This is a genomic window from Acrocarpospora pleiomorpha (genome assembly GCF_009687885.1).
In the GTDB taxonomy this organism is placed as follows: Bacteria; Actinomycetota; Actinomycetes; order Streptosporangiales; family Streptosporangiaceae; genus Acrocarpospora; species Acrocarpospora pleiomorpha.
This window is the reverse complement of sequence record NZ_BLAF01000061.1, coordinates 36,868-58,970: the sequence shown is the minus strand read 5'-3', so window position 1 is coordinate 58,970 and position 22,103 is coordinate 36,868. Positions and strand designations below refer to the sequence as shown.

The 22,103-nt window shown below is 66.2% G+C and carries 20 protein-coding genes; 5 read left to right on the top strand and 15 right to left on the bottom strand.

Annotation, left to right across the window (positions count from 1 at the left end):
• The 8 genes from Aple_RS39440 to Aple_RS39405 all read right to left on the bottom strand — a co-directional run bounded on the left by Aple_RS39440 (window position 1) and on the right by Aple_RS39405 (window position 10,321).
• Window positions 1–1,524: an MDR family MFS transporter gene (locus Aple_RS39440; RefSeq protein ID WP_155349876.1), complete on the bottom strand. Its 1,524-nt coding sequence runs from the start codon at window positions 1,522–1,524 to the stop codon at window positions 1–3.
• A gap of 299 nt (window positions 1,525–1,823) precedes the next feature.
• Complete coding sequence (locus Aple_RS39435; protein ID WP_170321898.1) at window positions 1,824–4,085, bottom strand: ATP-binding protein; 2,262 nt, start codon at window positions 4,083–4,085, stop codon at window positions 1,824–1,826.
• 320 nt (window positions 4,086–4,405) lie between these two features.
• The gene (locus Aple_RS39430; protein WP_246265066.1) at window positions 4,406–5,872 is read right to left on the bottom strand and encodes a sensor histidine kinase; all 1,467 of its coding nucleotides are present in this window, start codon (window positions 5,870–5,872) and stop codon (window positions 4,406–4,408) included.
• A gap of 7 nt (window positions 5,873–5,879) precedes the next feature.
• Window positions 5,880–6,572, bottom strand: coding sequence for a response regulator transcription factor (locus tag Aple_RS39425; RefSeq protein ID WP_155349873.1), 693 nt, complete (start codon window positions 6,570–6,572; stop codon window positions 5,880–5,882).
• A complete protein-coding gene (locus Aple_RS39420; RefSeq protein WP_155349872.1) occupies window positions 6,569–7,096 on the bottom strand; it encodes a hypothetical protein in 528 nt (175 codons plus the stop codon). The genes Aple_RS39425 and Aple_RS39420 overlap by 4 nt, the downstream gene beginning before the upstream one ends.
• A gap of 21 nt (window positions 7,097–7,117) precedes the next feature.
• Window positions 7,118–8,386 (bottom strand): ABC transporter permease, encoded by a 1,269-nt coding sequence (locus tag Aple_RS39415; protein ID WP_155349871.1) that lies wholly within the window; start codon window positions 8,384–8,386, stop codon window positions 7,118–7,120.
• Entirely contained in the window at window positions 8,383–9,117 is a 735-nt protein-coding gene (locus tag Aple_RS39410; RefSeq protein WP_155349870.1) for an ABC transporter ATP-binding protein, read from the bottom strand. The genes Aple_RS39415 and Aple_RS39410 overlap by 4 nt, the downstream gene beginning before the upstream one ends.
• 52 nt (window positions 9,118–9,169) lie before the next feature.
• Window positions 9,170–10,321 carry an efflux RND transporter periplasmic adaptor subunit gene (locus tag Aple_RS39405; protein WP_246265065.1) on the bottom strand — a complete coding sequence of 384 codons (1,152 nt, stop codon included), beginning with the start codon at window positions 10,319–10,321 and terminating at the stop codon, window positions 9,170–9,172.
• Window positions 10,322–10,438: 117 nt separating this feature from the next.
• On the opposite strand from Aple_RS39405, the gene Aple_RS39400 reads away from it, so the two are divergent.
• Window positions 10,439–11,956, top strand: a complete 1,518-nt coding sequence (locus tag Aple_RS39400; RefSeq protein WP_155349869.1) for a permuted SH3 domain-containing protein — start codon at window positions 10,439–10,441, stop codon at window positions 11,954–11,956.
• Between the two features lie 100 nt (window positions 11,957–12,056).
• Here the strand turns inward: Aple_RS39400 and Aple_RS39395 are convergent, their stop codons facing one another.
• From Aple_RS39395 to Aple_RS39375, 5 genes are all read right to left on the bottom strand, one after another.
• Complete coding sequence (locus Aple_RS39395) at window positions 12,057–13,238, bottom strand: oxidoreductase (RefSeq protein ID WP_155349868.1); 1,182 nt, start codon at window positions 13,236–13,238, stop codon at window positions 12,057–12,059.
• Window positions 13,228–13,695: an NUDIX hydrolase gene (locus Aple_RS39390; protein ID WP_155349867.1), complete on the bottom strand. Its 468-nt coding sequence runs from the start codon at window positions 13,693–13,695 to the stop codon at window positions 13,228–13,230. The genes Aple_RS39395 and Aple_RS39390 overlap by 11 nt, the downstream gene beginning before the upstream one ends.
• Before the next feature lie 91 nt (window positions 13,696–13,786).
• Window positions 13,787–14,596, bottom strand: a complete 810-nt coding sequence (locus Aple_RS39385) for a dCTP deaminase domain-containing protein (RefSeq protein WP_155349866.1) — start codon at window positions 14,594–14,596, stop codon at window positions 13,787–13,789.
• A 68-nt stretch (window positions 14,597–14,664) separates the two neighbouring features.
• The gene (locus Aple_RS39380; RefSeq protein ID WP_155349865.1) at window positions 14,665–15,114 is read right to left on the bottom strand and encodes a hypothetical protein; all 450 of its coding nucleotides are present in this window, start codon (window positions 15,112–15,114) and stop codon (window positions 14,665–14,667) included.
• Window positions 15,115–15,129: 15 nt separating this feature from the next.
• Window positions 15,130–15,549, bottom strand: a complete 420-nt coding sequence (locus Aple_RS39375; protein ID WP_170321897.1) for a PfkB family carbohydrate kinase — start codon at window positions 15,547–15,549, stop codon at window positions 15,130–15,132.
• 371 nt (window positions 15,550–15,920) lie between these two features.
• On the opposite strand from Aple_RS39375, the gene thpR reads away from it, so the two are divergent.
• Complete coding sequence (gene thpR, locus Aple_RS39370; RefSeq protein ID WP_246265064.1) at window positions 15,921–16,469, top strand: RNA 2',3'-cyclic phosphodiesterase; 549 nt, start codon at window positions 15,921–15,923, stop codon at window positions 16,467–16,469.
• A gap of 164 nt (window positions 16,470–16,633) precedes the next feature.
• Here thpR and Aple_RS39365 read toward each other — a convergent pair whose 3' ends face one another.
• The gene (locus tag Aple_RS39365; protein ID WP_155349862.1) at window positions 16,634–17,605 is read right to left on the bottom strand and encodes an aldo/keto reductase; all 972 of its coding nucleotides are present in this window, start codon (window positions 17,603–17,605) and stop codon (window positions 16,634–16,636) included.
• A 71-nt stretch (window positions 17,606–17,676) separates the two neighbouring features.
• Between Aple_RS39365 and Aple_RS39360 the strand changes: the two genes are divergently transcribed.
• The 3 genes from Aple_RS39360 to Aple_RS39350 all read left to right on the top strand — a co-directional run bounded on the left by Aple_RS39360 (window position 17,677) and on the right by Aple_RS39350 (window position 21,647).
• Entirely contained in the window at window positions 17,677–18,666 is a 990-nt protein-coding gene (locus tag Aple_RS39360; RefSeq protein WP_155349861.1) for a hypothetical protein, read from the top strand.
• A 69-nt stretch (window positions 18,667–18,735) separates the two neighbouring features.
• Window positions 18,736–19,026 (top strand): Fe-S cluster assembly protein HesB, encoded by a 291-nt coding sequence (locus Aple_RS39355; RefSeq protein ID WP_155349860.1) that lies wholly within the window; start codon window positions 18,736–18,738, stop codon window positions 19,024–19,026.
• A gap of 194 nt (window positions 19,027–19,220) precedes the next feature.
• Window positions 19,221–21,647: an SCO7613 C-terminal domain-containing membrane protein gene (locus Aple_RS39350; RefSeq protein ID WP_155349859.1), complete on the top strand. Its 2,427-nt coding sequence runs from the start codon at window positions 19,221–19,223 to the stop codon at window positions 21,645–21,647.
• Here the strand turns inward: Aple_RS39350 and Aple_RS39345 are convergent.
• Window positions 21,631–22,011 (bottom strand): hypothetical protein, encoded by a 381-nt coding sequence (locus tag Aple_RS39345; protein WP_155349858.1) that lies wholly within the window; start codon window positions 22,009–22,011, stop codon window positions 21,631–21,633. The genes Aple_RS39350 and Aple_RS39345 overlap by 17 nt on opposite strands.
• Between the last annotated feature and the right edge of the window lie 92 nt (window positions 22,012–22,103).

Here is a 22,103-nt window from a genome sequence, read left to right as displayed (position 1 = left end):
TCAGCCCGTCCCCTGGGCGGCGACCTGGTCGGTTGAGTGCAGGGTCGTACGGAGCGGGACTTCCTTGATGAACAGGACGCACACCAGGGCCAGGGCGGCGAAGGGCACCGAGACCAGGAACAGTTCGGCGATCGAGGCGCCGAAGGCGTGCTCGAACACGGCCCGGATCGGGGCGGGGAGCGAGCTGAGGTCGGGGATGCCGTGCGACTGCTGCCCGCCGGCGTCGACGCCAAGTCCCTTGAGGCCGCTGGCCACCTTGTCGGAGACCTGGGCCGACAGCAGGGCGCCGAGCGCGGCGACCCCGACCGTGCCGCCGATGGAGCGGAAGAACGCCACGAGCGAGCTCGCGGCGCCCAGGTCGGCCAGCGACACGATGTTCTGTACGGGAATGACGAGATTCTGCATGGAGCCGCCGACGCCGATGCCGAGCAAGGCCATGTAGACGCCCACCAGGACCAGGTTGGTGGTCTCGTCGATCGTGCCGAGCAGGGCGCATCCGGCCACGACGAAGATCATGCTCGCGGCGAGCCACACCTTCCACCGGCCGGTCATGCTGATGGCCCGGCCGCTCACGACGCTGGAGACGAGCAGGCCGCCGACCAGGGCGATCGACATCAGACCCGCCTTGGTGGGCGACATGCCGCGAGCCAGCTGGAAGAACTGGCTGAGGTACACGGTCGAGGCGAACATGGCGATGCCCACGAACACCGAGGCCAGCGTGGCGAGAACGATCGTACGGTTCCTGAACAGGTCGAGCGGGATCACCGGTTCACGCGCGACGCGCGCCTCCACGAACACCGCGATGCCGATCAGCACCACACCGCCGCCGACCAGCAGGGCGCTGGTGCCCGAAAGCCACGCGTACTGGTTCCCGGCGAGCGAGACCCAGACGAGCAGCAGCGAGACGCCGGCCATGATGAGGGTCGCGCCGAGGTAGTCGACGCTGACGTCACGCCTGACCACCGGCAGGTGCAGGGTCTTCTGCAGCAACACGAACGCGGCCACGCCGAACGGCAGGCCGATGAAGAAGCAGCCGCGCCAGCCGAGCGCGCTGTCGGCCACGAGACCGCCGATCAGCGGGCCACTGACGGTCGCGGCCGCGAACACGGCGCCCATGTAGCCAGAGTAGCGGCCGAGGTCGCGCGGGCTCACCATGCTCGCGATCACAATCTGGACCAATGCCATCAGACCGCCGACGCCGAGCCCTTGCACGAGTCGGGCGCCGATGAGGGTGCCCATGTTCGGCGAGACGCCCGCCACCAGCGAGCCCGCGATGAAAATGCTGAGCGACAGCTGTACGAGGAGCTTCTTGCTGAACAGGTCGGCGAGCTTGCCCCAGATCGGTGTGGTCGCCGTCATCGCCAGCAGGGTCGCCACGATCACCCAGGTGTAGCCGGTCTGGCTGCCTTTGAGGTCGGAGACGATGCGGGGCAGCGCGTTGGTCACGACGGTGCTGGAGATCATGGCGACGAACATCGCCAGCAGCAAACCGGACAGGGCCTCCAGGATCTCGCGGTGAGTCATCTGATTGGACGCCTCGGGGACGTCAGCCACCAAGGATTGTGCTTCGGACACGAGTGCTCCGATTCATCGGGAAAAGGTTGAATTTAGTCAACCATAGGAGGATTTTTCGCCCGACATCGGCTCCCGGCGAAGGGGCAGACCAGCCCGGTATGAGGCCACGTCAAGGCGATCCGACCGGGCTGCGGCGGGCAACCCTGGGCGAGGCCACGCCAAGACCTTCAATGACCGGTGCTTCCAAGCCGTGGGGTCGCCGACCTAGGCGAGGGAGCGCTGATGAAATCGGCCGTCGGCGGGGCCGGTCACCGTTGGCGGGTGGAGCGCTGAGCGTGCCGGACTGCGCTGAGGTTGGCCAACGAGATGGCTTCATTGCGCTCGTCGTTGATCTCCCGAGCGACGGCGACCGCCTCCTCGAGGGCGGTGATGGCTTCCTCGAATCGCGTCACTTGGCCCAGGGCGAAACCTAGGGCGTTGAGCGCCATGCCCTCATTGAGCTTGTCGTTGGTCTCCCGATGGACGGCAACGGCATCCTGATAAACAGGGATGACCTCGTCGAATCGCATCATCTGGCCCAGGGCGTAGCCGAGCACGTTGAGCGCACTGCCTTCGCCGTGCTTGTCGTTGGTCTCTCGATAGATGGCGAGGGCGTCTTGGTGGGCGACGATGGCATCCTTGAACCGGCCTACCTTCGCCTCCGAGAACGTGGCTCCGAGGTGGTTGAATGCTTTGGCCTGGCCGTGCCGATCGCCTATCTCCCCGAGTACGTGGGCAGCATCCTGTAGGACGTCGATGGCCTCGTCGAATCGCCGCAACATCCGAAAGGCGGCTCCGAGATTGGTCAGTGTGGCGCCTGCCAAGTGGAGGGCGACTACGTCCAGGAAGGAGAGACCGGCATCCTGGTAGACCGGGATGGCCTCGTCTGCTCGGCCCGCCTCCAGCAGGGCATTGCCAAGATTGCCCAGTGCGTGGGCTTCGCCGTAGGGATCGCCGATCTCTTTGAGGATACGGACGGCCTCCTGGTGGTGGGTGATGGCCTTGTCGAACATCTGCGCAAGGTGCAAGGCGATCCCGAGGTTGGTCAGTATGGCGGCTTCATCGCGCCGTTCGCCCAGTTGCCGGGCGGCGTCGAGCGCGAGGGCACAGAGGGTGATCATGTCGCTGTGATGCCGCCTCCAGGTAAGGAATCCGGCCAGGGCGAGGGTCATCCGGAGGGCAGTCGAGAGATGGCCGTCCTTGTGGGCAGCCTGGATGGCTGCGGTGAGGTTGGGGTACTCGGTGTCGATCCAGGTCAGGGCGTGGGTGCGATCGTCGAATCGGCTGCCGGTGCTGTCGGCCACGGGGCTGAGGAGCACGCTGGCGTCAGAGGCAGTGGCGAGGTAGTGATTCAGGAGTCGGGTGAATGCATGCGCCCGGTCGTCGGTCTCGGCGTGGTCGCAACCGCGCTGGTCGGCGAAGAGACGTACCAGGTCGTGTATCCGCCACCGCCCGTAGGCGCTGCCGTGATCGACCAGATGCGCGCGTGCGAGCGCTTCAAGGCCGCGTCGGGCGACGGTCTCCTCCATCTCGGCCAAGACCGCTGTCGCCTCGGTGGAGATCTCCGGGCCGGGATTGACGGACAGCAGCCGAAACAGCCTGGCTTGGTCGGGGTTGAGATGCCGGTAGGACAGGTCGAACGCCACTCGCACTGTGGCGGTGCCATATTCCAACTCCTCCAACCGGGAGCCCTCGTCGGCTAGGTCGGCGGCCAGTGCCGAAAGCGGCCGGGCGGGATCGTCGCTCAGGAGCGCGGCGATGATCCGCAGGGCCAGCGGCAGCCCGCCGCACAATCTGGCGACCCGGACGGCGTCTTCGGGATGGTCGGCGATGCGCATATCACCTGGCCGAGCTATCTGTAGGGCTCGAGCCAGAAGCCCTACAGACTCTTCGGTGGGCAGAATGATCAGATCATGCAAACGTGCGCTGAGCATGCCCAGGGTGTGGCGGGAAGTGACGATCGCCGCGGTTGTGCCATCGGCGGGGAGCAACAACTGGACCTGATCGTGGGTGGCGGCGTTGTCGATCACCACCAGGATCCGTCGCCCCTGCTGCGCGTAGGCGGCTAGTACGGAGGCATACAGCCGGGCTCGATCCTGGACACCGGGTGGGATGTGCTCGGCGGGAACGCCCAAAGCGCGCAGCCACCCGTCCAGTGCTTGGCTGGGGTCGAGACGGCGGGCGTCGTCGTAGCCGAACAGGTCAACGAACAAGACCCCGCCGGGAAACCAGCCTCGTGCCAGCGCAGCGTGGGCGGCCTGCACCGCGAGTTCGGTTTTGCCGACTCCAGCCAGCCCGCCCACTGCCGTCACCGCCACCGTGGGAACACCATCGCTGTCTGGGCGGGGTGCCAGCGGTTCCAGTACGGCCTGCAGATCGCGGTCGCGGCCAGTGAAGGCTGCCGATCCTGCCGGGAGCCCGGACAACGCGGGTGTCACCTGTGGCGGCAGTCGCACGGTGATGTCACGGCCTTGGATCACCGCGGTGAAGAAGATCCCGCCGGTGATCTCATTGTGGATGCCTTCGGCCATTGGGTTACCCCACGGCGGAGGCGCCAGGGCCATCCGATGGTGGAGTAGCGGCCCCTGCGGCAAGGAGACCGCCAGCCCATTTCGCGGTACGCCCTGACATAGGCTTCATCCTCCCGCCCTCCGTAAGATCACAAAGGGGGATCAGGGTAATCGGTTATCCCGGCGTATCACGGCGGTGACACGTCGATGCCGCAAAGCGGAATGCGGAATCCCCGGGGGCCGAGTGCCCGGACGGAAGTAGGTCAGGGAAGAGGGTTCTGCGAGCTGCGCTTCGCGGTCGGCGATTCGCCGCTCTTGGAACCGCAGTGAAGCAGGGGCGGCTATCTAGTGGGGAGTTGGATGCGGAAGAGGGCGCCTGGCGTGGTGTTCTCTGCCGTGATCGTGCCGCCATGCGCGTGAACCAGGGCGGCGGCGATGGACAGGCCCAAGCCCGTGCCGCCGGAGTTGCGGGTGCGGGAGGGGTCGCCCCGGTAGAAGCGTTCGAAGACGCGGTCGGGGTCGGGGACGCCTGGGCCCTCGTCGGCGACTTCGATGATGGCGGTGGCGTCGGGGCGGAGGCCGACGCCGACGTGGAACGCGGTTCCGGCGGGGGTGTGGCGGAGGGCGTTGCCGACCAGGTTGCCGATGACCTGGCGGAGGCGGGTTTCGTCGCCGTCCACGGTGACGGGAGTGTCGGAGTCGTCCAGCCGCAGGAGTTCGATTTCCCGGTCGGGGGCGAGGAGCTGGGCGTCGAGGACCGCGCCGGCCGCCAGGCTGAGGACGTCGACGGGCTCCCGTTCGAAGGGGCGTTGCTGGTCAAGGCGGGCGAGCAGCAGCAGATCGTCGACAAGCAGGCCCATCCGGGCGGCTTCGTCCTCGATCCGGCGGACGAGACCGGCCAGGTCGTCCTCGGGGTTGCGGGTGTGTTCCTGCCGGTAGAGCTCGGCGAAGCCGCGGATGGAGGTGAGCGGGGTTCGCAGCTCGTGTGAGGCGTCGGCGACGAAGCGGCGCATGCGCTCTTCCGAGCGTTTCGCCTCGTACGCCGAGCGGTTGGCCGCCGCCTCCGACGCCTCCCGGTCCTGGAAGGCGGCTTCGATCTGGGTGAGCATGCCGTTGATCGCCCGCCCCAGCCGTCCCATCTCGGTACGGCGATGCCGCATCGGCACCCGTTGCGACAGATCTCCCCTGGCGATGGCGGCGGCCGTACGCTCGACCTCGCCGAGGGGGCGCAGGCTGCGCCGTACCAGCCAATAGCAGGCGAGACCGAGGGCGACCAGCACGGCTCCGCCGACGCCGGCCACGATCGTGGTCAGGCGGGAGACCGTTCGTTCCAGGTCGCCCATGTTGATGGCCATCACACGGCTCTGGCTGTTGCGGCCGGGGACGGCGATCACCCGCCAAGGGGGATCCAGGTTGCCCACGGAGGGGACGGTGAAGGGCTTGCCGGCGCGTTGCGCTACCTCGGCGGCGGTGAGTTTCGGGAGGGCGGGCTTCTCCTCGCTGGGGGATTCGGCCACGATTCGGATCTGGTTGCCTTGGGCGTCGAGGATGCTGACGTGGAAGAAGCCGAAAAAGCGTTCCGGGCGGGGCGGAGGGTCGCGGCGGCGCAGTTCGTCCTCGGGGATATCGACCATTTCGCGGAGTGGGCGACTGGTGATGGACAGTTGCTCGTCCACTTGCTCGGTCAGGTAGCTGCGCAGCAGCTGGACGGCGAAGCCGCCGGTCAGCGCGATGGCCAGGGTGACCAGGGCAAGGGTCCCGACCACCAGGCGGAGCCAGAGCGGAGTACGGGCAAGCCTTTTCTTCACGGACACGTCACCGGCGGGGGGCGCGGAGCACGTAGCCGACTCCGCGCAGGGTGTGGATCAGTTTGGGGTCCTGGGTGTCGATCTTGCGGCGGAGGTAGGAGACATAGGACTCGACCACGTTGCGGTCGCCGCCGAAGTCGTAGTGCCAGACATGGTCGAGGATCTGGGCCTTCGACAGGACTCGGCCCTGGTTGACCATGAAATAGTGCAGGAGTTTGAATTCGGTGGGCGAGAGGCGTACCGGGCGGCCCTGGCGCCAGACCTGGTGGGCGTCCTCGTCGAGTTCCAGGTCGGCGACCTGGAGGCGGGCGGGGAGGCCGGGGTCGCCGCCGGTGCGGCGGAGCACAGCCCGGATCCTGGCCAGCACCTCTTCCAGGCTGAACGGCTTGGTCACGTAGTCGTCGCCCAGGGCGAGGCCGGCCAGCTTGTCCTCGGTGGTGTCCCTGGCGGTGAGGAACAGCACCGGGATGCGCCGGCCGGAAGAACGCAGCCGGGCGGCGACCGCGAAGCCATCCATATCGGGCAGCATAACGTCGAGAACCATGAGGTCAGGACGTACCCGTTCGGCCATCAGGACGGCTTCCCTGCCGTCGGCGGCGATGGCGACCTCGAAACCGGCGAAGCGCAGGCTGGCGGCGAGCAGCTCCCGGATGTTGAGCTCGTCGTCCACGACCAGCAGCCGCGCTTCAGCCTGCATCATCGACCGCCCACCCCGGGGAAGCCCCCCTCGCTGACCGTGGTCGCGGCGACGTTGCCGTCGGCGTCGCGTTCGCCCTGGACGATCACGGTGCTGCCGGGCTTGATGTCGCCGACCTTGCCCTCCTTGGCGATCTGGATCTTCGTGTCGCCGCTGGTGGTGACGACCGTGGTGGCGCCGTTGGCTTCGACGTAGATCTTGTTGCCGTCGACGAGCTTGACGGTGCCGAATGTCGTGTTGCCGAGCGCACCCTGACCTTGGCCGGAGCCCTGGCGCAATCCGCCCCCTTGGCCGGACAACAGTCCCGCGACCAACGCCTGGCGATCGCTGGTGCTACTCGGTCCCCAGATCTTCTGCGCCTGGATGCCGAGCAGCACTCCGGCCATCAGCACCACCCCCGCCGCCAGCGTCACGGTCAGTTTGGACGCCTTCTGCCGGGCCGGGCGCTCCATCAATTCGCGGTCGAGATCCTCGCCATAGGGCGATTTCTCCAGCAGTTCGCCCTGAGACGGCCTACGCCTGCTCACGCTCGCTCCTCTCATCCGAAATCACTCGAAGCGCAACGCTTCAATGGGCCGCAGCTTGGCGGCGCGGTTGGCGGGATAACTGCCGAAGAACAGGCCTATAGCGACCGACACGCCGAGCGCCAGGGCGACCGAGCTCGGCACCACCGACGGGGTGATCCCGGCGATGGTGAACTGGGCGCCGATCACCGCGACCGTCACCCCGAGCAGTCCGCCGAACAGGCTGAGCATGGTCGCCTCGGCGAGGAACTGGCCCAGGATCGCGCTCCTGGGCGCGCCGATCGCCTTGCGGATGCCGATCTCCCGGGTCCGCTCGGTGACCGTGACCAGCATGATGTTGGTGATGCCGATGCCGCCCACCAGCAGGCTGATCGCGGCCACCGCGCCGAGCAGCACGGTGAACGTGCCGATGGCGGCGCCCACCGTCTCCTGCAGGGTGGCCTGGTTGAGGATACGGTAGTCGGCGGCTGCCGTACCGGTGATGCCGTGTCGCTGGTTGAGCACCTGGGTGATCTCGTCCTGGGCCGTGTTCACCGTGTCGGCGCCGGTGGCCTGGACCACGATCTGGCCGAGCGGCCCGAACCCGGTCAGGCTCTGCTGGACGGCCGGCAGCGGCGCGATGGCCAGATCGTCGCCATCCTGGAACCCGGACGAACCCGACTCTTTCAGCACGCCGACCACGGTGAACGGCACCCCGGTGACGTTGATCTGCTTGCCGACCGGGTTCACCTCGCCGAACAGGTTCTCCGCCACGGTCTGGCCGATCACGATCACCTTCCGGGCGGCCAGGACGTCCTCGTTGAAGAAGTACGTCCCCTGCGCGACCGGCTTGTTGGACGCCTCGAAGTAGCTCGGGTAGGTGCCGACCACCTGCTGCACGGCATGGCTCGCGCCCTCGTAGGTGGCCGTCTGGTTCTGCGCGGTCACCACCGGCGACACGCTCCTCACCGACGGCGCGTTGGCCTTGTCCGCCAGCGCGCGGGCGTCGTCCACGGTCAGGTCCTTGGCCTGGGTACGCGGACCCGTGTTCTGCTGCCCGCCACCCCCGCCGAGCGGCCCGGCGAAACCACCGCCACCGCCGCCCCCGCCCGATGTGGTCGAGGAGACCGTCAGCGAGTTCGCGCCCAGCCGCTGGATGTTCCCCTGGATCTGCTGGGAGGCGCCCTCCCCAAACGCCACCAGCAGGATCACCGCGGCCACACCGATCAGGATGCCCAGCGTGGTCAGCGTGCTGCGCATCTTGTTGGCCATGAGGCCGCGTACGGCGAACCGCAACACTTCGAGCGTGTTCACAAGCTCACCTCTTCGAGCCGGGGCGGCGGTCCCGAGACCGGCGACTGGCGGATGTCCGCGATGATCTGCCCGTCCATCAGGCGGACGACGCGTTTGGCGTGCGCGGCCACGTCCTGCTCGTGGGTGATCACGACGATGGTCCGGCCGCCCAGGCTGAGCTGGTCGAAAATGCCGAGCACGTCCCGAGTGGACGTGCTGTCCAGCGCCCCCGTGGGCTCGTCGGCGAGCAGCAGCGTCGGCGCGTTGACCAGCGATCTCGCGATCGCGACCCGCTGCTGCTGCCCTCCGGACAGCTCGTTGGGCTGGTGGTGCACCCGATCCGCAAGACCCACCCGCTCCAGCGCCGCCAGCGCGCGCCTCCTGCGCTCCCCGGCCTTCACCCCGCCGTACGCCAAGGGAAGCTCGACGTTCATGAGCGCGCTCATCCGCGGAATCAGGTTGAACGACTGGAACACGAACCCGATCTTGCGATTCCTGACGATGGCCAGGCGCACGTCGTCCAGCACACCCACATCCGTGCCATCCAGCCTGTACGCCCCTGACGACGGCACATCCAGACACCCGATGATGTTCATCAGCGTGGACTTGCCGGAACCGGACGCACCCATGATCGCCACATAGTCGCCAGGCTCGACGGCGAGGGTGATCCCGCGCAACGCGTGCACGGCGGTCTCACCTTGGCCGTAGACCTTACGAACATCCTGAACATCGAGCACGAGGGGCGCGCTCATCGGCTTTCCCCACCTTGGAGATCGAGTCGGAGATCCAGTACAGGGAACGCGCTCATCGGTTACCTCCGCCCTGACCGCCGCCGGCGCCACCTTGACCGCCCCCGCCGCCACCCCCGCGGACGAAGCCGCCGCCACCGAGGCCACCCGGGATCTGGATCCCCCCGCCGGTGGTCGTGGTGGTCGTGGGACGGACGACCTGGTCGCCCTCCTTCAGCCCGGAGACGATCTCGGTCGCGGCGTCGCCCTTCACACCCACCTCCACCCGGGTTCTGACCTGCTGGCCGTTGTTCAGCAGGGTCACCGAGCTCTGCCCGCCGGCGGTGGTGATCAGCGCGCTCGGCAGGGTCAGCACGTCGTCGACGGTCTCGACGATCACCTGGACGCTCGCCGTCTGCCCGAGGCGCACGGTCGACGGAACCTCGGAGAGGCTGACCGTGGCGGCGTACTGCACGACGTTGTTGTTCGTCTGCGGCTGCGGGTCGATCACGGTGACCTTGCCGCTCGCGGAAACCCCGGTGAGCGCGTCGAAGGTGACAGTGGCGGCCTGACCCACCTTGAGCCTGGTCACGTCGGCTTCGGTGAACTGGCCGACGATGCGCAACGCGGTGGTGTCGGCGAGTTCGATGAAGCCGGTGCTGGTGTCGCTCTGGGCGCCCGCCGTACCCCCGGATGAGCCCGAAGAACCGCCGGAGGAACCGCCGACGGTTCCGTTCACGGCGGTCACCGTGCCCCCGTACGGCGCTTTGATCACCGTCGCGTCCAATGCGCGCTTTGCGGCGCGGTGGGCGTTGCGGGCGTTGATGTACTGGGAGTAGCCGGAGGCGGTCGAGGTGTCGGCGTCCTCGGCCGCGTCCAGGCTCGCCTTGGTGGCCTCCAGGGACTCGCGCGCGGCCGTGTCGTCCAGCCGGGCGAGGACCGCGCCCTTCTTGACCTTGTCTCCAGGTTCGACCTTGATCGACTCGACCGTCCCGTTGGACCCGAAGGTGAGCGACCTGGTCCGTGCGCTCTCCACGGCTCCGGAGGCCGACACCGAGGCGACCACGCTGCCCCGGGTGACCGGCGTGGTCAGCGGCGCGGCTCCCGCCGGGGAGCCGCTGCCCAGCGAGGCGTACGCGGCCGCCACGCCGCCGAGCAGCAGCCCCCCGAGCAAGAGGTTCACGATCAGCGCTCTGCGCTTCGTCGACAGCTTCACGAGGCTAGACACTGCCGGTCCCCGCTTGAGTCCAGCTCCGCTGTCCCTGAAGGTTTGCTGCCAACACGCACAGCCAACTCTCAGGCAGGGTTAAGCGGGTCATGACGCGCGCTCGCCAGGATGGCCGCCATGATGTCGAGCAGCCCGTCCTCCCTCCTGCGCAAGGGAGGGCTCGCCCTGGCGGCGATCGTCCTGGTGAGCACCGGCGTGATCTATATGACCGGCGACGACTCCGCCGCGGCCCCCCGCCTGGAGTACGTCTCCGCCTCCCGGGGCACCGTCGTCTCCTCGGTCTCCGCCGCCGCGACCACGGTCGACAACGGCATGCGCGACCTCTCCTTCACCTCGCAGGGCAAGGTCAAGAAGATCTACGTCTCCATCGGCGACAAGGTCACGAAGGGCGCAATCCTCGCCCGCATCGACAACACGGTCGCCAAGGAGAACTACACCGCCGCCAAAGCGGCCCTCACCGCGGCCGAATACGCCCTCGACAACCCGACCTCCAGCAGTAGTGGCAGCTCCGGGAGCGGCAGCACCGGCACTGGCAGCGGTAGCGGTTCTGCCGGCGGTAGCGGTTCTGGAACAGGCAGTGGTTCTGGAGCTGGCAGCGGTTCTGGGTCAGCCTGCCCGTCGGCCAAGCCAAGCGCGAACCCCAGTGGAAACCCGACCGCCAAACCTTCCGCCACCCCGAGCTCCGGGCGATCCAGCGGCGCGCCCCAACCCTCGCCTTCCTCTGACATGGCGGTGGAACCCGCCCTTGCCGGATCCCCGCCCGACTCCCCCGGCCGCGACGACAACCCCGACAAGCCCGCATCCCAAGACGGCGATCTCGTCATCCAGACCGAACCCCCCGCGCCAAGCCCGAGCCCGTCCCCCACCGCACCCAGCCCGACCCCCACCTGCGCCACGACCCAACCCAGCCAAGGAACTCAGGACACACAAACCCGACAGACCGGCGCTTCAGGCGGCGGCGCTCCAAGCGGCGGCAGCTCTCAGGGCAGAGCCCTCACCGAAGCAGAACTAGAAGCGAACGTCAGCCAAGCCACCACCGACCTGGCCGAAGCCAAGGAGGCCCTGGCCGGAGTCACCATCAAGGCCCCCGCCGCCGGAACCGTCCTCTCCATCGCCGGAACCGTGGACACCGACTACACCTCCGGCACCTTCATCACCCTCGGCGACCTGGACAACCTCCAACTCCAAGCCATGTTCACCCAATCCGACATCGGCCACCTCAAGGTAGGCCAACCCGCCGAAATAACCCTCACCACCAACCAAACCACCAAACACCCCGGCAAAGTCAGCCACATCGACGCCACCGCCACCACCACCGGCCAACTCGTCCAGTACGGCGTCACCATCACCTTCGACAAACACCCCGAAGGCGTACTCCTAGGCCAATCCGCCACCGTCGTGGTAACCACTGCCGAAGCCGAGAACGCCGTCTATATCCCGGCGCGAGCCGTACAGACCGGCCCGGACGGCACAGCCACCGTCACCACCCAGACCGGCCAAAAGAAAACGGTCCGCACCGGCATTCGCAGCGACCTCTACATCGAGATCACCGGCGGCCTGACGGAAGGCGACCAGATCTCCCTCCCCACCAACACCACCACCAACGGTTTCCCCGACAGCACATTCCCAGGATGACAGCGTGGTCCGCCCACATCGCAGCTTGTGTGAGGAGGGCAACCGGCGACCGCATGTCCAGACACCAACAACGGTCACGTCCGCCCGTCCCAGATCCGCTTCACTGGCGCCCCTCCGAAGAGGCTTCGCCCACGCTGGGCCGCGATCTCGTTTCCGCCCGCCGCAGCTCCCGCAGAACGGGGTTGTGGGGGCAGTGAACATGTCGCCTGTCCCGCGAGTGATATTTACAGAGATAAAGCTCGGTGCATGGTTGGATGTCTTCGGCCAACCCTTGACCCCATTTGGCGAGGAGATAGGGATCGGCCAAGAGAGACCTGACCATTAGCGCCACATCGGCGTAACCCTCTGAGATCAGCGTTGCAGCCTGATCAATTCCTTCGATGTTCCCTGCGATGAACACCGGCCTGTTCAGCTGGTGCTTGACACTGCGTGCATGCTCCTTCCACAGTGTCGGCCCAAGACTGCGTCGCGGAATGATCCAATCCGGGCCACGAGTGTAGACACCGGCGCTCACGGAAACGAAGTCCAGCGAGTCGAGCGCCAGGGCGAGCCCGTCAATGACCTCGGCCAGTTCGAGCCCGCTCCCACCGTGTGCGTTTTCGGCCACGTTAACCCGGACTCCGAGGTCGCACGTCACGACCTCCCTTATAGCCGAGGTGATCTGCCCGAGCAACCTGAAGCGGTTGCGCAGCGAACCGCCATAGTCATCCGTCCTCCGGTTCGACGAACGGGACAGGAACCCGGAGATCAGATAACCGTGGGCCGCATGCACCTCAATCATGTCCGCTCCGGCGCTCTCGGCGACGAGAGCGGCTTCGCGAAACCAATCGACAACTTGGGCGATATCTCGGCGTGAGGCCGCTACCGGAAGTTCACGGTAGAATTCGCAAGGCAACGCCGAGGCCGCTATGAGAGGCGCACCTATCTCGTCGGGTGAGGCCTGTCGTCCAGAATGCATGAGCTGGACCGCTACCTTGGCGCCACCGCGATGGACGGCTTCCGCGACTTCCTCCAGCTCACGCCTTCCGGATGTGCGCGACAACACGAAACTATCCCGGTTGGAACGTCCAGAAATGCTTATCGCCACTCCGCCGAGATAAACCAGACCCAAGCCCGAATTGCTGTATGCCGCGTAGAACTCACTGGCCAGGCGAGCCCCGGAACCACCACCCGTGAAGTTGCCCGGATTTATCGGACCGAGTCCCAGTCGGTTTCGCAGCCGAACCGTTCGCAACTCAAAAGGCCGCAGGACCGCTGATTGGGAGGGTTCGCTAGCGCTCATCGACCTGCTGTAGCACGATCAGGAATTTTTCCGTTGCCGGGAATACCGGTAGCCGGCGGGCTTCGTCCACGGTAACCCAGCGGTGTTCCGTGATCTCGTTCTCAGCTAGCCGGATCTTGGACTTCCGGTCGCCGATTTCCGCCTCAAAGAAATAGACGGTGCCCTCACCGAAGTCGTACGGGGCCTCGACGATCGGCCTAAGATCCTGGGGCAGCAGATCTATGCCCGCCTCTTCCCGGACTTCGCGGCGTAGCGTGTCCACCGGACTTGACTCGTCAGGATTCATGCCACCGCCGATAGGTTGCCAGCGGCTTGGCAGCCGCGAGGTTCGGATCATCAGCACCCGCCCGTCCTCATCTCGCAGAGCCACCACCGCGACATTTCTATTGGCGTTTATTTTCCGTTCGCGCATGACGTCGGCGGCCTCTGATTGAGCGCCGTTATCCAGTCTAGCCATATGAACTCCACCTTCAGCCGATGCACATGAATGAAATACAGTGGCGATCTGAACGCCGTGGTCGGTCAAGCGCTTACAACTGCCCTACTGGTCAATACCGTGACCGCTTCCTCCGAATCTTGGTCGCAGCATACATGAGGATACCGCTGGCGAGATTAGTTATCAGGCCAAGAACGAAGGCGGTCAGCGTGGAAAGCTGCGCGTCTTGTGATTGGCTGTAAATCACGATGAGCGTTGATAGACCTACATAGAGCGTCGTAGACAGTATCAATAGCCGCTCATAGCGAAAAACGCGCTCTACGACCGCGCCGAAGTCGCCGCCGAATGAACTCCTGAGCTCATCTATCGGCGACTTGATCCGCGGATCCCGTTTTATCTGATCGGGGGTGAGTATCATATCGGTGGGGATAGGCCAAATCTCCGTCTGGTAGCCATGCTGACCGGCATATGCCCGCCGCACCGGCTTGCTCAGGCGCTCGAACTCAATCTTCGCGATAGCGCTGCCTTGGGGAATCCCCACATAGTTGGGTGATCCATTGTAGATGACTATGCCCAAACGTCCCGAGAATCCTGGATCCGCGTAGGTGTTAACCGGTAACAGACCTAAGGAGAACAGCCTGCCCTTCATCAAGATCCGGCAGATGACGTCATTCGGAACATCCAACGATTCCAACGTTATGAGCACGGCCAGTTGATAGGGCTTCAGTAATACATGGTCATCGGGTTTGGACAGCCGGTGCCTTCGCTCTTTGGCGCTGAGGTCATAATATATACTGCTGGCCCGAAGCTCGTAGCATGCCTGCTTAACATTGTTCTTGTCGAAGTTCTCCGCGATCAGGGAACCGTTGGACGCTTCTCTGATAATATCTTCATCGGTCAGCACGCCGTAGGAGTAACTCATGTGCCTTCCTCTGTGTCGCCGAGTTACGTGTTAGTGGATCCGAACGGCCATAACGACTGATCGCCTGGTCAATGACCGTGACGCTGGCTATTGGGCGGGTTTCTCGTTGACTGCAGTTGCCGGGCCAGGGCATCAGACAGTTCTCGCGCTGCCAGCCTGTCGCCGAATCCCTTTTTCCGGGCGGTCTGCAGGTATCCCGTGGGATATCTTTCACGCAGCTGACCGGCCTGCGCGACCACGGCCTCTTCGATGTCCCTTTCACCGGCGCGCAGAAACCAGGTTATCGATTCAGGAAAATTCTCGGCCAGGCTGCCGCTGAGCGCGTCCAACTCATCGGCGGGGTACGGATAGGGTGCCGGCAGTCGTAGCAGGCGAGCGATTGTGCGGGCACCGGTGATGACGTAGTCGGATTCATTGATAATGGGAGAGACTTCGGCTATTGTCAGGTATTTGTCGATTTCATGCGGGACCAGGTCCAGGCAGAATTTCGACTGGGCCGATCTGCATGAGTGGGCCACCTCGAAAGCCGCCGCCTATGACACGGGGGTCAGCAGCAGATAGCCATCCGCGAATATCAGATCGGGAGTCGGCCCGTCTGACAGCTGCCGCTGAACGTAACCGAAGGTGAGCCGGGATGCCGGAGTGGGCTGATTGGCGAAGAGAATCCGGGACCCCTCGGCGTCCCGCATGGTGAGGCACACGCTATTAGGCAGGTTCTCGATGCGCAGCAAAGCGTTTCTGACGCCGAGACCGTGCACGTGATTCTCAATCGACTTGGTGAAGTCATCGTCTCCGATGCAGGAGATGATGCGCACATCGCGAAAATAGTAACGGGCCTCGGCGGCCAGGCTGACGGCCGTCCCGCCGACCATCCTCTCGATGTTCCCGAACTCCAGATGATCACCTGGGAGCGCACGGAAGGACTCTGCTCCCAGCTGCGCGACTATCTCCAATCGCACGTCTCCCAGTATGACTATCGAAAGACCGTCGTCACATCCCAAATGAGTCGACCTCGATGTCCCCGTTGCAGGATTTGCGTATTAGTGTGCCACCAGTCAAAGATTCTTTCCAGTGGATCTCGGGGTCTCGACATATCATCGAATTTCGGTCTCATGGATGTAGGTGTTATATACCCTGATGTAGGGAATTATCCAGTTCCATGTCAATCTGAGTATCCCGTAGATGTATGTTTCACCGCTGGTCCAGCGAGCCGAGTGTAAAGGGTGCCTCATGCAAGAGATCGCTCGTGCTTTGATGAACGCTGCGCTCGGGACCTCGTCGGAGGTGTTTTCGCCGGGTCTGCAAGGATCCTCAGGTGAGTAGGATGTTCGTCGCCCTGGTGCCGCCCGCCGACGTACTGGCCGAAGTTGAGCAGGCCGTCGCGCCATTGCGGCGAAATTGGCCGGAGCTGACCTGGGTGGAGCCAGCCAACCGGCATATCACACTGGCTTTTCTCGGTGATGTTCCAGATGAGGCGCGGCGGGAGTTGAGTGTCAGGCTGGCGCGGGCGGCCGGGCATCATGAACCGATTCCGCTGGCGCTAGGGAAGGCGGGGACGTTCACCGGGCCTGGTCGGGCGATCACGTTGTGGTTGAGTTTGCGGGCACCGGGACGGCTGGCGAGGCTAGCCGGTTCAGTTGCGGCAGGGGCACGGCGAGCGGGGGTGGGGCGGCCTGACGAGCGGGCCTACCGGCCGCATTTCACGCTTGCGAGGTCGCGGAAGACGGCGGAGTTGGCGCCGCTGGTGGAGGCGTTGAGTGGGTTTGAGGGGACGCCGTGGGATGCGACCAGTGCGCAGCTGTTTGTCAGCCATCTCGGGCCGCCGCTTCGGTACGAACCCATCGAGGACTACCCACTCGGTAGGCGCGGTTAGGCTCGTCGGCGTGGATCGTCCTCGACGCTGGCTGGTGCCGGCCGTGCTGGGCCTGCTCGTGCTCATCGTGGTGCTGGGTGCGCTGGTCAGCTGACCAGCGCACCCAGCTCATTTCACCATGCGGCTCATTTCACCATGCGGCTCATTTCACCATGCGGCTCATTTCACCATGCGTACGCCTCCGGCGCGGTTCCCCCGGGGCCGGGGAAGATCTCGTCGAGACGGGTCAGCGCCTTCTCGTCGAGCTTGATCTCCAGAGCCCGGGTGGTCCCGTCCAGCTGCTCGGCCGTGCGCGGGCCGATGATGGGAGCGGTCACCGCGCGCTGGTGCAGCAGCCAGGCCAGGCCGACATTCGCCGGATCCTCCCCCAGCTCATCGCAGAACGCCTCGTACTGCTCCAGTTGCGGACGGAGCCGCTCGATCTCGGCCTCCTGGTCCGGCGTGGCCGTACGGCCCTTCTCGATCTTCCGGAGGACGCCCCCGAGCAGACCTCCGGCGAGGGGGCTCCACGGGATCACCCCGAGCCCGTAGTCCTCGCAGGCCGGCAGGACTTCCAGCTCGACCGAGCGCTGCAGCAGGTGATACTTGGACTGCTCGCTGACCAGGCCGAGGAAGTTGCGGCGGCGGGCCGCCTCCTGGGCCTTGGCGATGTGCCAGCCGGCGAAGTTGGACGAACCGACATAGAGGATCTTGCCCTGGGTCCGCAGGACCTCCATGGCCTCCCAGAACTCCTCGAACGGGGTGTTCCGGTCGATGTGGTGGGCCTGGTAGATGTCGATGTAGTCCGTCTGCATGCGCTTGAGCGAGGCGTCGCAGGCGCGGCGGATGTTGAGCGCGGACAGGAAGGTGTCGTTCGGCCATTCGCCCATGGAGCCGTACAGCTTGGTGGCGATGACGGTCTTCTCCCGGCGACCGCCGCCCTGGGCGAACCAGCGCCCGATGATGTGCTCGGTGACGCCCTCGCCCATTTTCCAGCCGTAGACGTTGGCCGTGTCGAAGAAGTTGATCCCCAGCTCGTGCGCGCGATCCATGATCGCGAACGAGTCCTCCTCGGTGGTGTGCGGGCCGAAATTCATCGTGCCCAGACAGAGCTTGCTGACCTTGAGTCCAGTGCGACCTAGTTGTCCATACTCCATGGACCTCAGCTTATGAACCTGGAGTGGACTCCAGGCGAGCGCTCGTGGGGACTATCAGCAATGATTGCCGCATGGGGGGAGCACGGGTGAAGGTCATCGGGCTGGTGATGCTGGTGGTCGGGGTGGTGACGGTCACGCCCGCCTGGGCGGCGGACGACACCGAGCGGATCTTGTTCAAGTTTCGGGACAAGCGGATCACCGAGTCGAGCGGGCTCGCGCTCTCGCCGACGCATCCGGACATCATCTACACCCACAACGACAGCGACGCGGGGGCGCAGTTCTTCGCGGTGGGCATGGACGGGCGGACCCGGGCGACGTTCACGCTGGCCGGGGCGGAGGCTCGGGACTGGGAGGCGATGGCCGCGTCGAAGGACCCCGAGACCGGCCGCGGCGTGCTGTGGTTCGCCGACATCGGCGACAATTTGGAAGGCGCATGGCCGGATATTTCCGTTTATAAGGTGATCGAGCCGCAGCGGATGAGGGATGCCACGTTGCAGGCCGTGCGATACCGGTTCCGCTACGCGGATGGCGGCCGGAACGCCGAAGGGCTCATGGTTCATCCCAAGACGGGCCGCCTTTACGTGGTCACCAAGGAGTTCGTGGGTTCGATCTACCAGGCCCCGAAGGTCCTCCGTACCGACCGGACCAACGTGCTGCGCCGAGTCGGTGAGGCGCCGATCATGGCCACCGACGCCGCGTACGCCCCTGACGGCAACACCTTCGTTATTCGTACCTATTTTTCCGCATCTATCTATAAAGCTCCGGACAAACTGGTGTCCAAAGTTTCCATGCCGGCCCTCGCGCAGTCGGAGTCTGTGACGTACACGCGGGACGGATCGGCCCTGCTCACCGGCTCGGAAGGGGTCGGCAGCCCGGTCTACGAGGTCCCGCTCCCGGCCAAGGTCGTCGCGTCGCCGTCCCCTGCCCAGCCTGCCGTGGCGAAGCCCGCCGCGGCCGCCAAGTCCAGCGGGGTGCCCATCTCCATGGTGGCGTTGTGGGTCGGTGTCGCCCTGGGCGCGATGGCGATAATCGGAATCATTGCCCGCTGGGCGGTTCGCTGAGCCGGATGTGTGAACTCGCTAGTCGGGGGCAAGGTGGGACGAAACACCCGACCAGAACGAGGAGTCATCGTGCTCACACTGACGGACAACGCCGTACAGGTGATCCGTGATCTCACCGCGCAGTCGACGGATTCGGCGGACACGGGCATTCGCATCGCAGGCCAGCCCGACGAGCCGGGAGCCCTGCTGCTCTCGGTGGCGGACGCTCCGGCGGTCACCGACCAGGTGATCGACGTCGAGGGCGCCCGGGTCTTCCTGGACGCCGAAGCCGCCGATGTCCTGGACGACAAGTCCCTGGACGCCGCCATCGACGAGCAGGGCGGGGTCTCCTTCAGGATCGAGCGCCAGAGCTACCTCTGACGCAGGCGCCACGGATCCCGGCTCCTCATGCGGGCCGGGATCCTGGCTACTTATCAGTAACTGAGTACATATACGCATGTGCTCGCGCGGGCCGGGGCCGCATTGTTGCGAGCATGAACTCCGGTGGTCCCCTTCCATGCCCGGACTGCGGTCAGCAGCTGACCGGGTCCAATGCCGCCTGTCCGGTTTGCGGGTTGCCCCTCGTCGGGCCGGCGGCGACCGAGCTGTGGCAGCTCGATCTGGCGCTGGCCGATCTGCGCGCCCGGGAGGGTCACCTCCTGGGCCGGCGCGAGGTGCTGCTCACGACGCTGCGCGCGATTCGCGACAGAGTTCCGGCGATGGCGGGAGCAGTCCAAGGACAGGTAAGCGGGGGTCCCAACCAGGGCTCTATCTCGGCCCCCGTGTCGGGGCGTCCGACGGATATGTCCGGCAAGGCCGTACAGAATCTACTGCTGGGTTTGGGTGGGTTGCTGTTGGTTGTGGCGGCGGTGGTGTTCACCGTTGTGAGCTGGGGGTATCTCGGGATCGGTGGGCGGGCGGCGGTTCTGCTGGGGTTCACCGCGCTGACGCTGGCCACGCCGCTGTTCCTGCTGCGCCGGGGGCTGAGCGCGACCGCCGAGACCATGGCGCTGCTCGGGTTCGCCCTGATGCTGCTCGACGGCTACGCCGCCTGGCAGGTCGGATTGGCTGGACTTGATCGCATCCAGCCGCTGACGTACACCGGCGTCTTGATCGCCGTCATGTGCGCGCTCTTCGCCCTGTACGGCCTGTTCGTGCACGTGGTTGTCGGCGAGCGGATCCACACGCTCAAACTGGCCGTTCCGGTGGCGATCGGGTTCGGGCAGCTGGCCCTGCCGGTCCTCAGCATCGACCGGGACCCCCTCTGGATCACCACCGCGCTGGTGTCCACCGCCGGAATCGACCTGCTGCTCTGGCACCGGCTCAAGCGCGGCACCGCCCTCGTCTGGTTCTGGATCACCTGGACGATCGGCTCTGCGGTGGGCGTGCTGCTGACCATCCGGGACGTCGACCTCCAAGGCGCGTTCGCCCTCTCCGGCGTGCTGGTCGCGGCCGCCGCCATCGCGCTGGTCCAGGCCTCGCGCGGCCGATGGACGATCCCGCTCGCGGGCGGGGCCGCCATCACGCTGGCGGCGGCGCTGGCGTATCCGATCCGACTGTCCGTCGACGCGAGCTGGTGGCCCGTGCCGACGCCTGTCGCCACGTTCGCCGTTGCCGGGATCGCCCTGCTTGTCCGGCCCACGATCGGGCGCGAGATCGGCAGAATCGCGGCGGTCGCCGCCGGTGGCTTCGGTCTGCTGGTCGCCTCGCCCGTGCTGGTTCCGGTCACGGTCGCGCTGATCGGGCCCTTCTCGCCAGACCACGACGTCTCGCGAACGCCCTGGGACGGGCCTCGCACGCTGGGCGCACGCGACGAACTCGGGGTGAATCCGATCACGCTCACCGTGCCCGCCGTGGTCGTGCTGGCCGCCGTGGCGATCGCCCTGGCGGTGTGCGCGCTGATGGTCCGCCGGAAGAACGCGGCGATCATGTCCGCGGTCGCGGTGACCGCCGTCCTGCTGGTCGTGCTGCCGGTCGCGCTCAATCTGCCCTTCGGGGTTCTGGTCGCCGTACAGCTGCTGGTCACGGCCGTGCTCGGGGCCGGGGCGGTGTTCGGGGGGCGGTCACGGGAGCCGGCCTTCGCCGTGCTCGTGCTCGGCATGGTCGCCGAGGTCGCGGCGTGGGCCCTGGTCTCCGAGACGGCGACCCTGGTCGCGGCGGCGGTCCTGGCCGTCGTCGCCGCTGGGGTGGCGTGGCGGGCGAGCCTGCCTGCCGTACGGGCCGGGGCTGCCGGGGTGGCGACGGCGCTGGCCGGAGGCGAGGCCGTCGCGGTGTGGTTGGCCACCGGGCAGAGTGCGCAGTATGTGACGTTCATTCTGATCGCGGTCGCGGCACTGGCCGCCGTCGCCGCCTGGCGACTGCGGGACATCGGGGTGGAGATCGCCGGATACGCGCTCACCTTGATCGCGTTCGGCTACGTCGTGGATCCGCGCATGCTCAGCGTCGCGCTGGCCCTGGCGGGCGTCATCGCGGTCGGTACGGCCCTGCGCCCCGACCGGCGCAAAGCCGGATATGTCGGCACAGTGTTCCTGCTGCTCTCCTCCTGGACCCGCCTCTTCGCCGAGAACGTGGAGGTCGTCGAGGCGTACACCGTGCCCGTCGCGGTGGTCCTGATCGCCTTCGGCTGGTGGCGCGCCCAGACAGCGTCCTCCTGGATCGCCTATGGCAGCGGTCTCACGTTCGCACTGCTCCCGAGCCTCTGGGACCTCTACGCCGAGCCGAACAACTGGATCAGGGCGCTCGCGCTGGGCGTGGTCTCACTGCTGGTGCTGCTGGCCGGGGCGCGATGGCGGCTGCAGGCGCCCGCGCTTCTCGGGGGGCTCACGCTGGCCATGGTGGCCGTGCACGAGCTGGCGCCGTGGGTGTCCGACCTGGTGCTGAGCGTGCCGCGCTGGGTGCCGGTGGCGGTCGGCGGGCTACTGCTGCTCCTGGTGGGCGCGACCTATGAGGCGCGGATGCGGGACGTCCGGCGGTTCGGCTCGCTGATCAAGGGTCTGCGCTAGGCCGCATCCGCTCCACGAAACGTTCGCCGCGCAGGGCACGCTCCACCACGGCGATCGACTCCGCGAGGGAGACCAATCGGGGGCCCTCGTGGCGGTAGACCTCCAGCACGGCCTCCACGACGTGGGGCGGCAGGTGGTCCTTGAGGTCGACGGCGGCGCCGCGGTATCCGGCGCGGGCCGCCTCGATCTCGGCCCGGACGTGGTGATGCGCCATCCGGGCCAGCGCGAGAGGATGCCGGCGAAGCACCCCATACGCGCGGTAGTCGGGCGGCACGGCGTCCAGCAGCCAGGTGACGGCGGAGCTCTCCCAGTCCGGGCTGCCGGGCGGGCGCACCTCGGACGGCCATTCCGGAGGCACGTACATGCCACCATCATACCGAACACAAGTTCGACGCCCAGTGGACCTACTGCTATGGGTATGTCCGCGCTAACTTTCGGGGTGATAACCGGTTTCAT

Excerpts from the sequence above, each read along its gene's own strand:
- Aple_RS39440 (WP_155349876.1), bottom strand. The coding sequence starts at position 1,524 with ATGACTCACCGCGAGATCCTGGAGGCCCTGTCCGGTTTGCTGCTGGCG.
- Aple_RS39435 (WP_170321898.1), bottom strand. The coding sequence starts at position 4,085 with ATGGCCGAAGGCATCCACAATGAGATCACCGGCGGGATCTTCTTCACC.
- Aple_RS39425 (WP_155349873.1), bottom strand. The coding sequence starts at position 6,572 with ATGATGCAGGCTGAAGCGCGGCTGCTGGTCGTGGACGACGAGCTCAAC.
- Aple_RS39410 (WP_155349870.1), bottom strand. The coding sequence starts at position 9,117 with ATGAGCGCGCCCCTCGTGCTCGATGTTCAGGATGTTCGTAAGGTCTAC.
- Aple_RS39400 (WP_155349869.1), top strand. The coding sequence starts at position 10,439 with ATGATGTCGAGCAGCCCGTCCTCCCTCCTGCGCAAGGGAGGGCTCGCC.
- Aple_RS39395 (WP_155349868.1), bottom strand. The coding sequence starts at position 13,238 with ATGAGCGCTAGCGAACCCTCCCAATCAGCGGTCCTGCGGCCTTTTGAG.
- Aple_RS39390 (WP_155349867.1), bottom strand. The coding sequence starts at position 13,695 with ATGGCTAGACTGGATAACGGCGCTCAATCAGAGGCCGCCGACGTCATG.
- Aple_RS39385 (WP_155349866.1), bottom strand. The coding sequence starts at position 14,596 with ATGAGTTACTCCTACGGCGTGCTGACCGATGAAGATATTATCAGAGAA.
- thpR (WP_246265064.1), top strand. The coding sequence starts at position 15,921 with ATGTTCGTCGCCCTGGTGCCGCCCGCCGACGTACTGGCCGAAGTTGAG.
- Aple_RS39365 (WP_155349862.1), bottom strand. The coding sequence starts at position 17,605 with ATGGAGTATGGACAACTAGGTCGCACTGGACTCAAGGTCAGCAAGCTC.
- Aple_RS39360 (WP_155349861.1), top strand. The coding sequence starts at position 17,677 with ATGGGGGGAGCACGGGTGAAGGTCATCGGGCTGGTGATGCTGGTGGTC.
- Aple_RS39345 (WP_155349858.1), bottom strand. The coding sequence starts at position 22,011 with ATGTACGTGCCTCCGGAATGGCCGTCCGAGGTGCGCCCGCCCGGCAGC.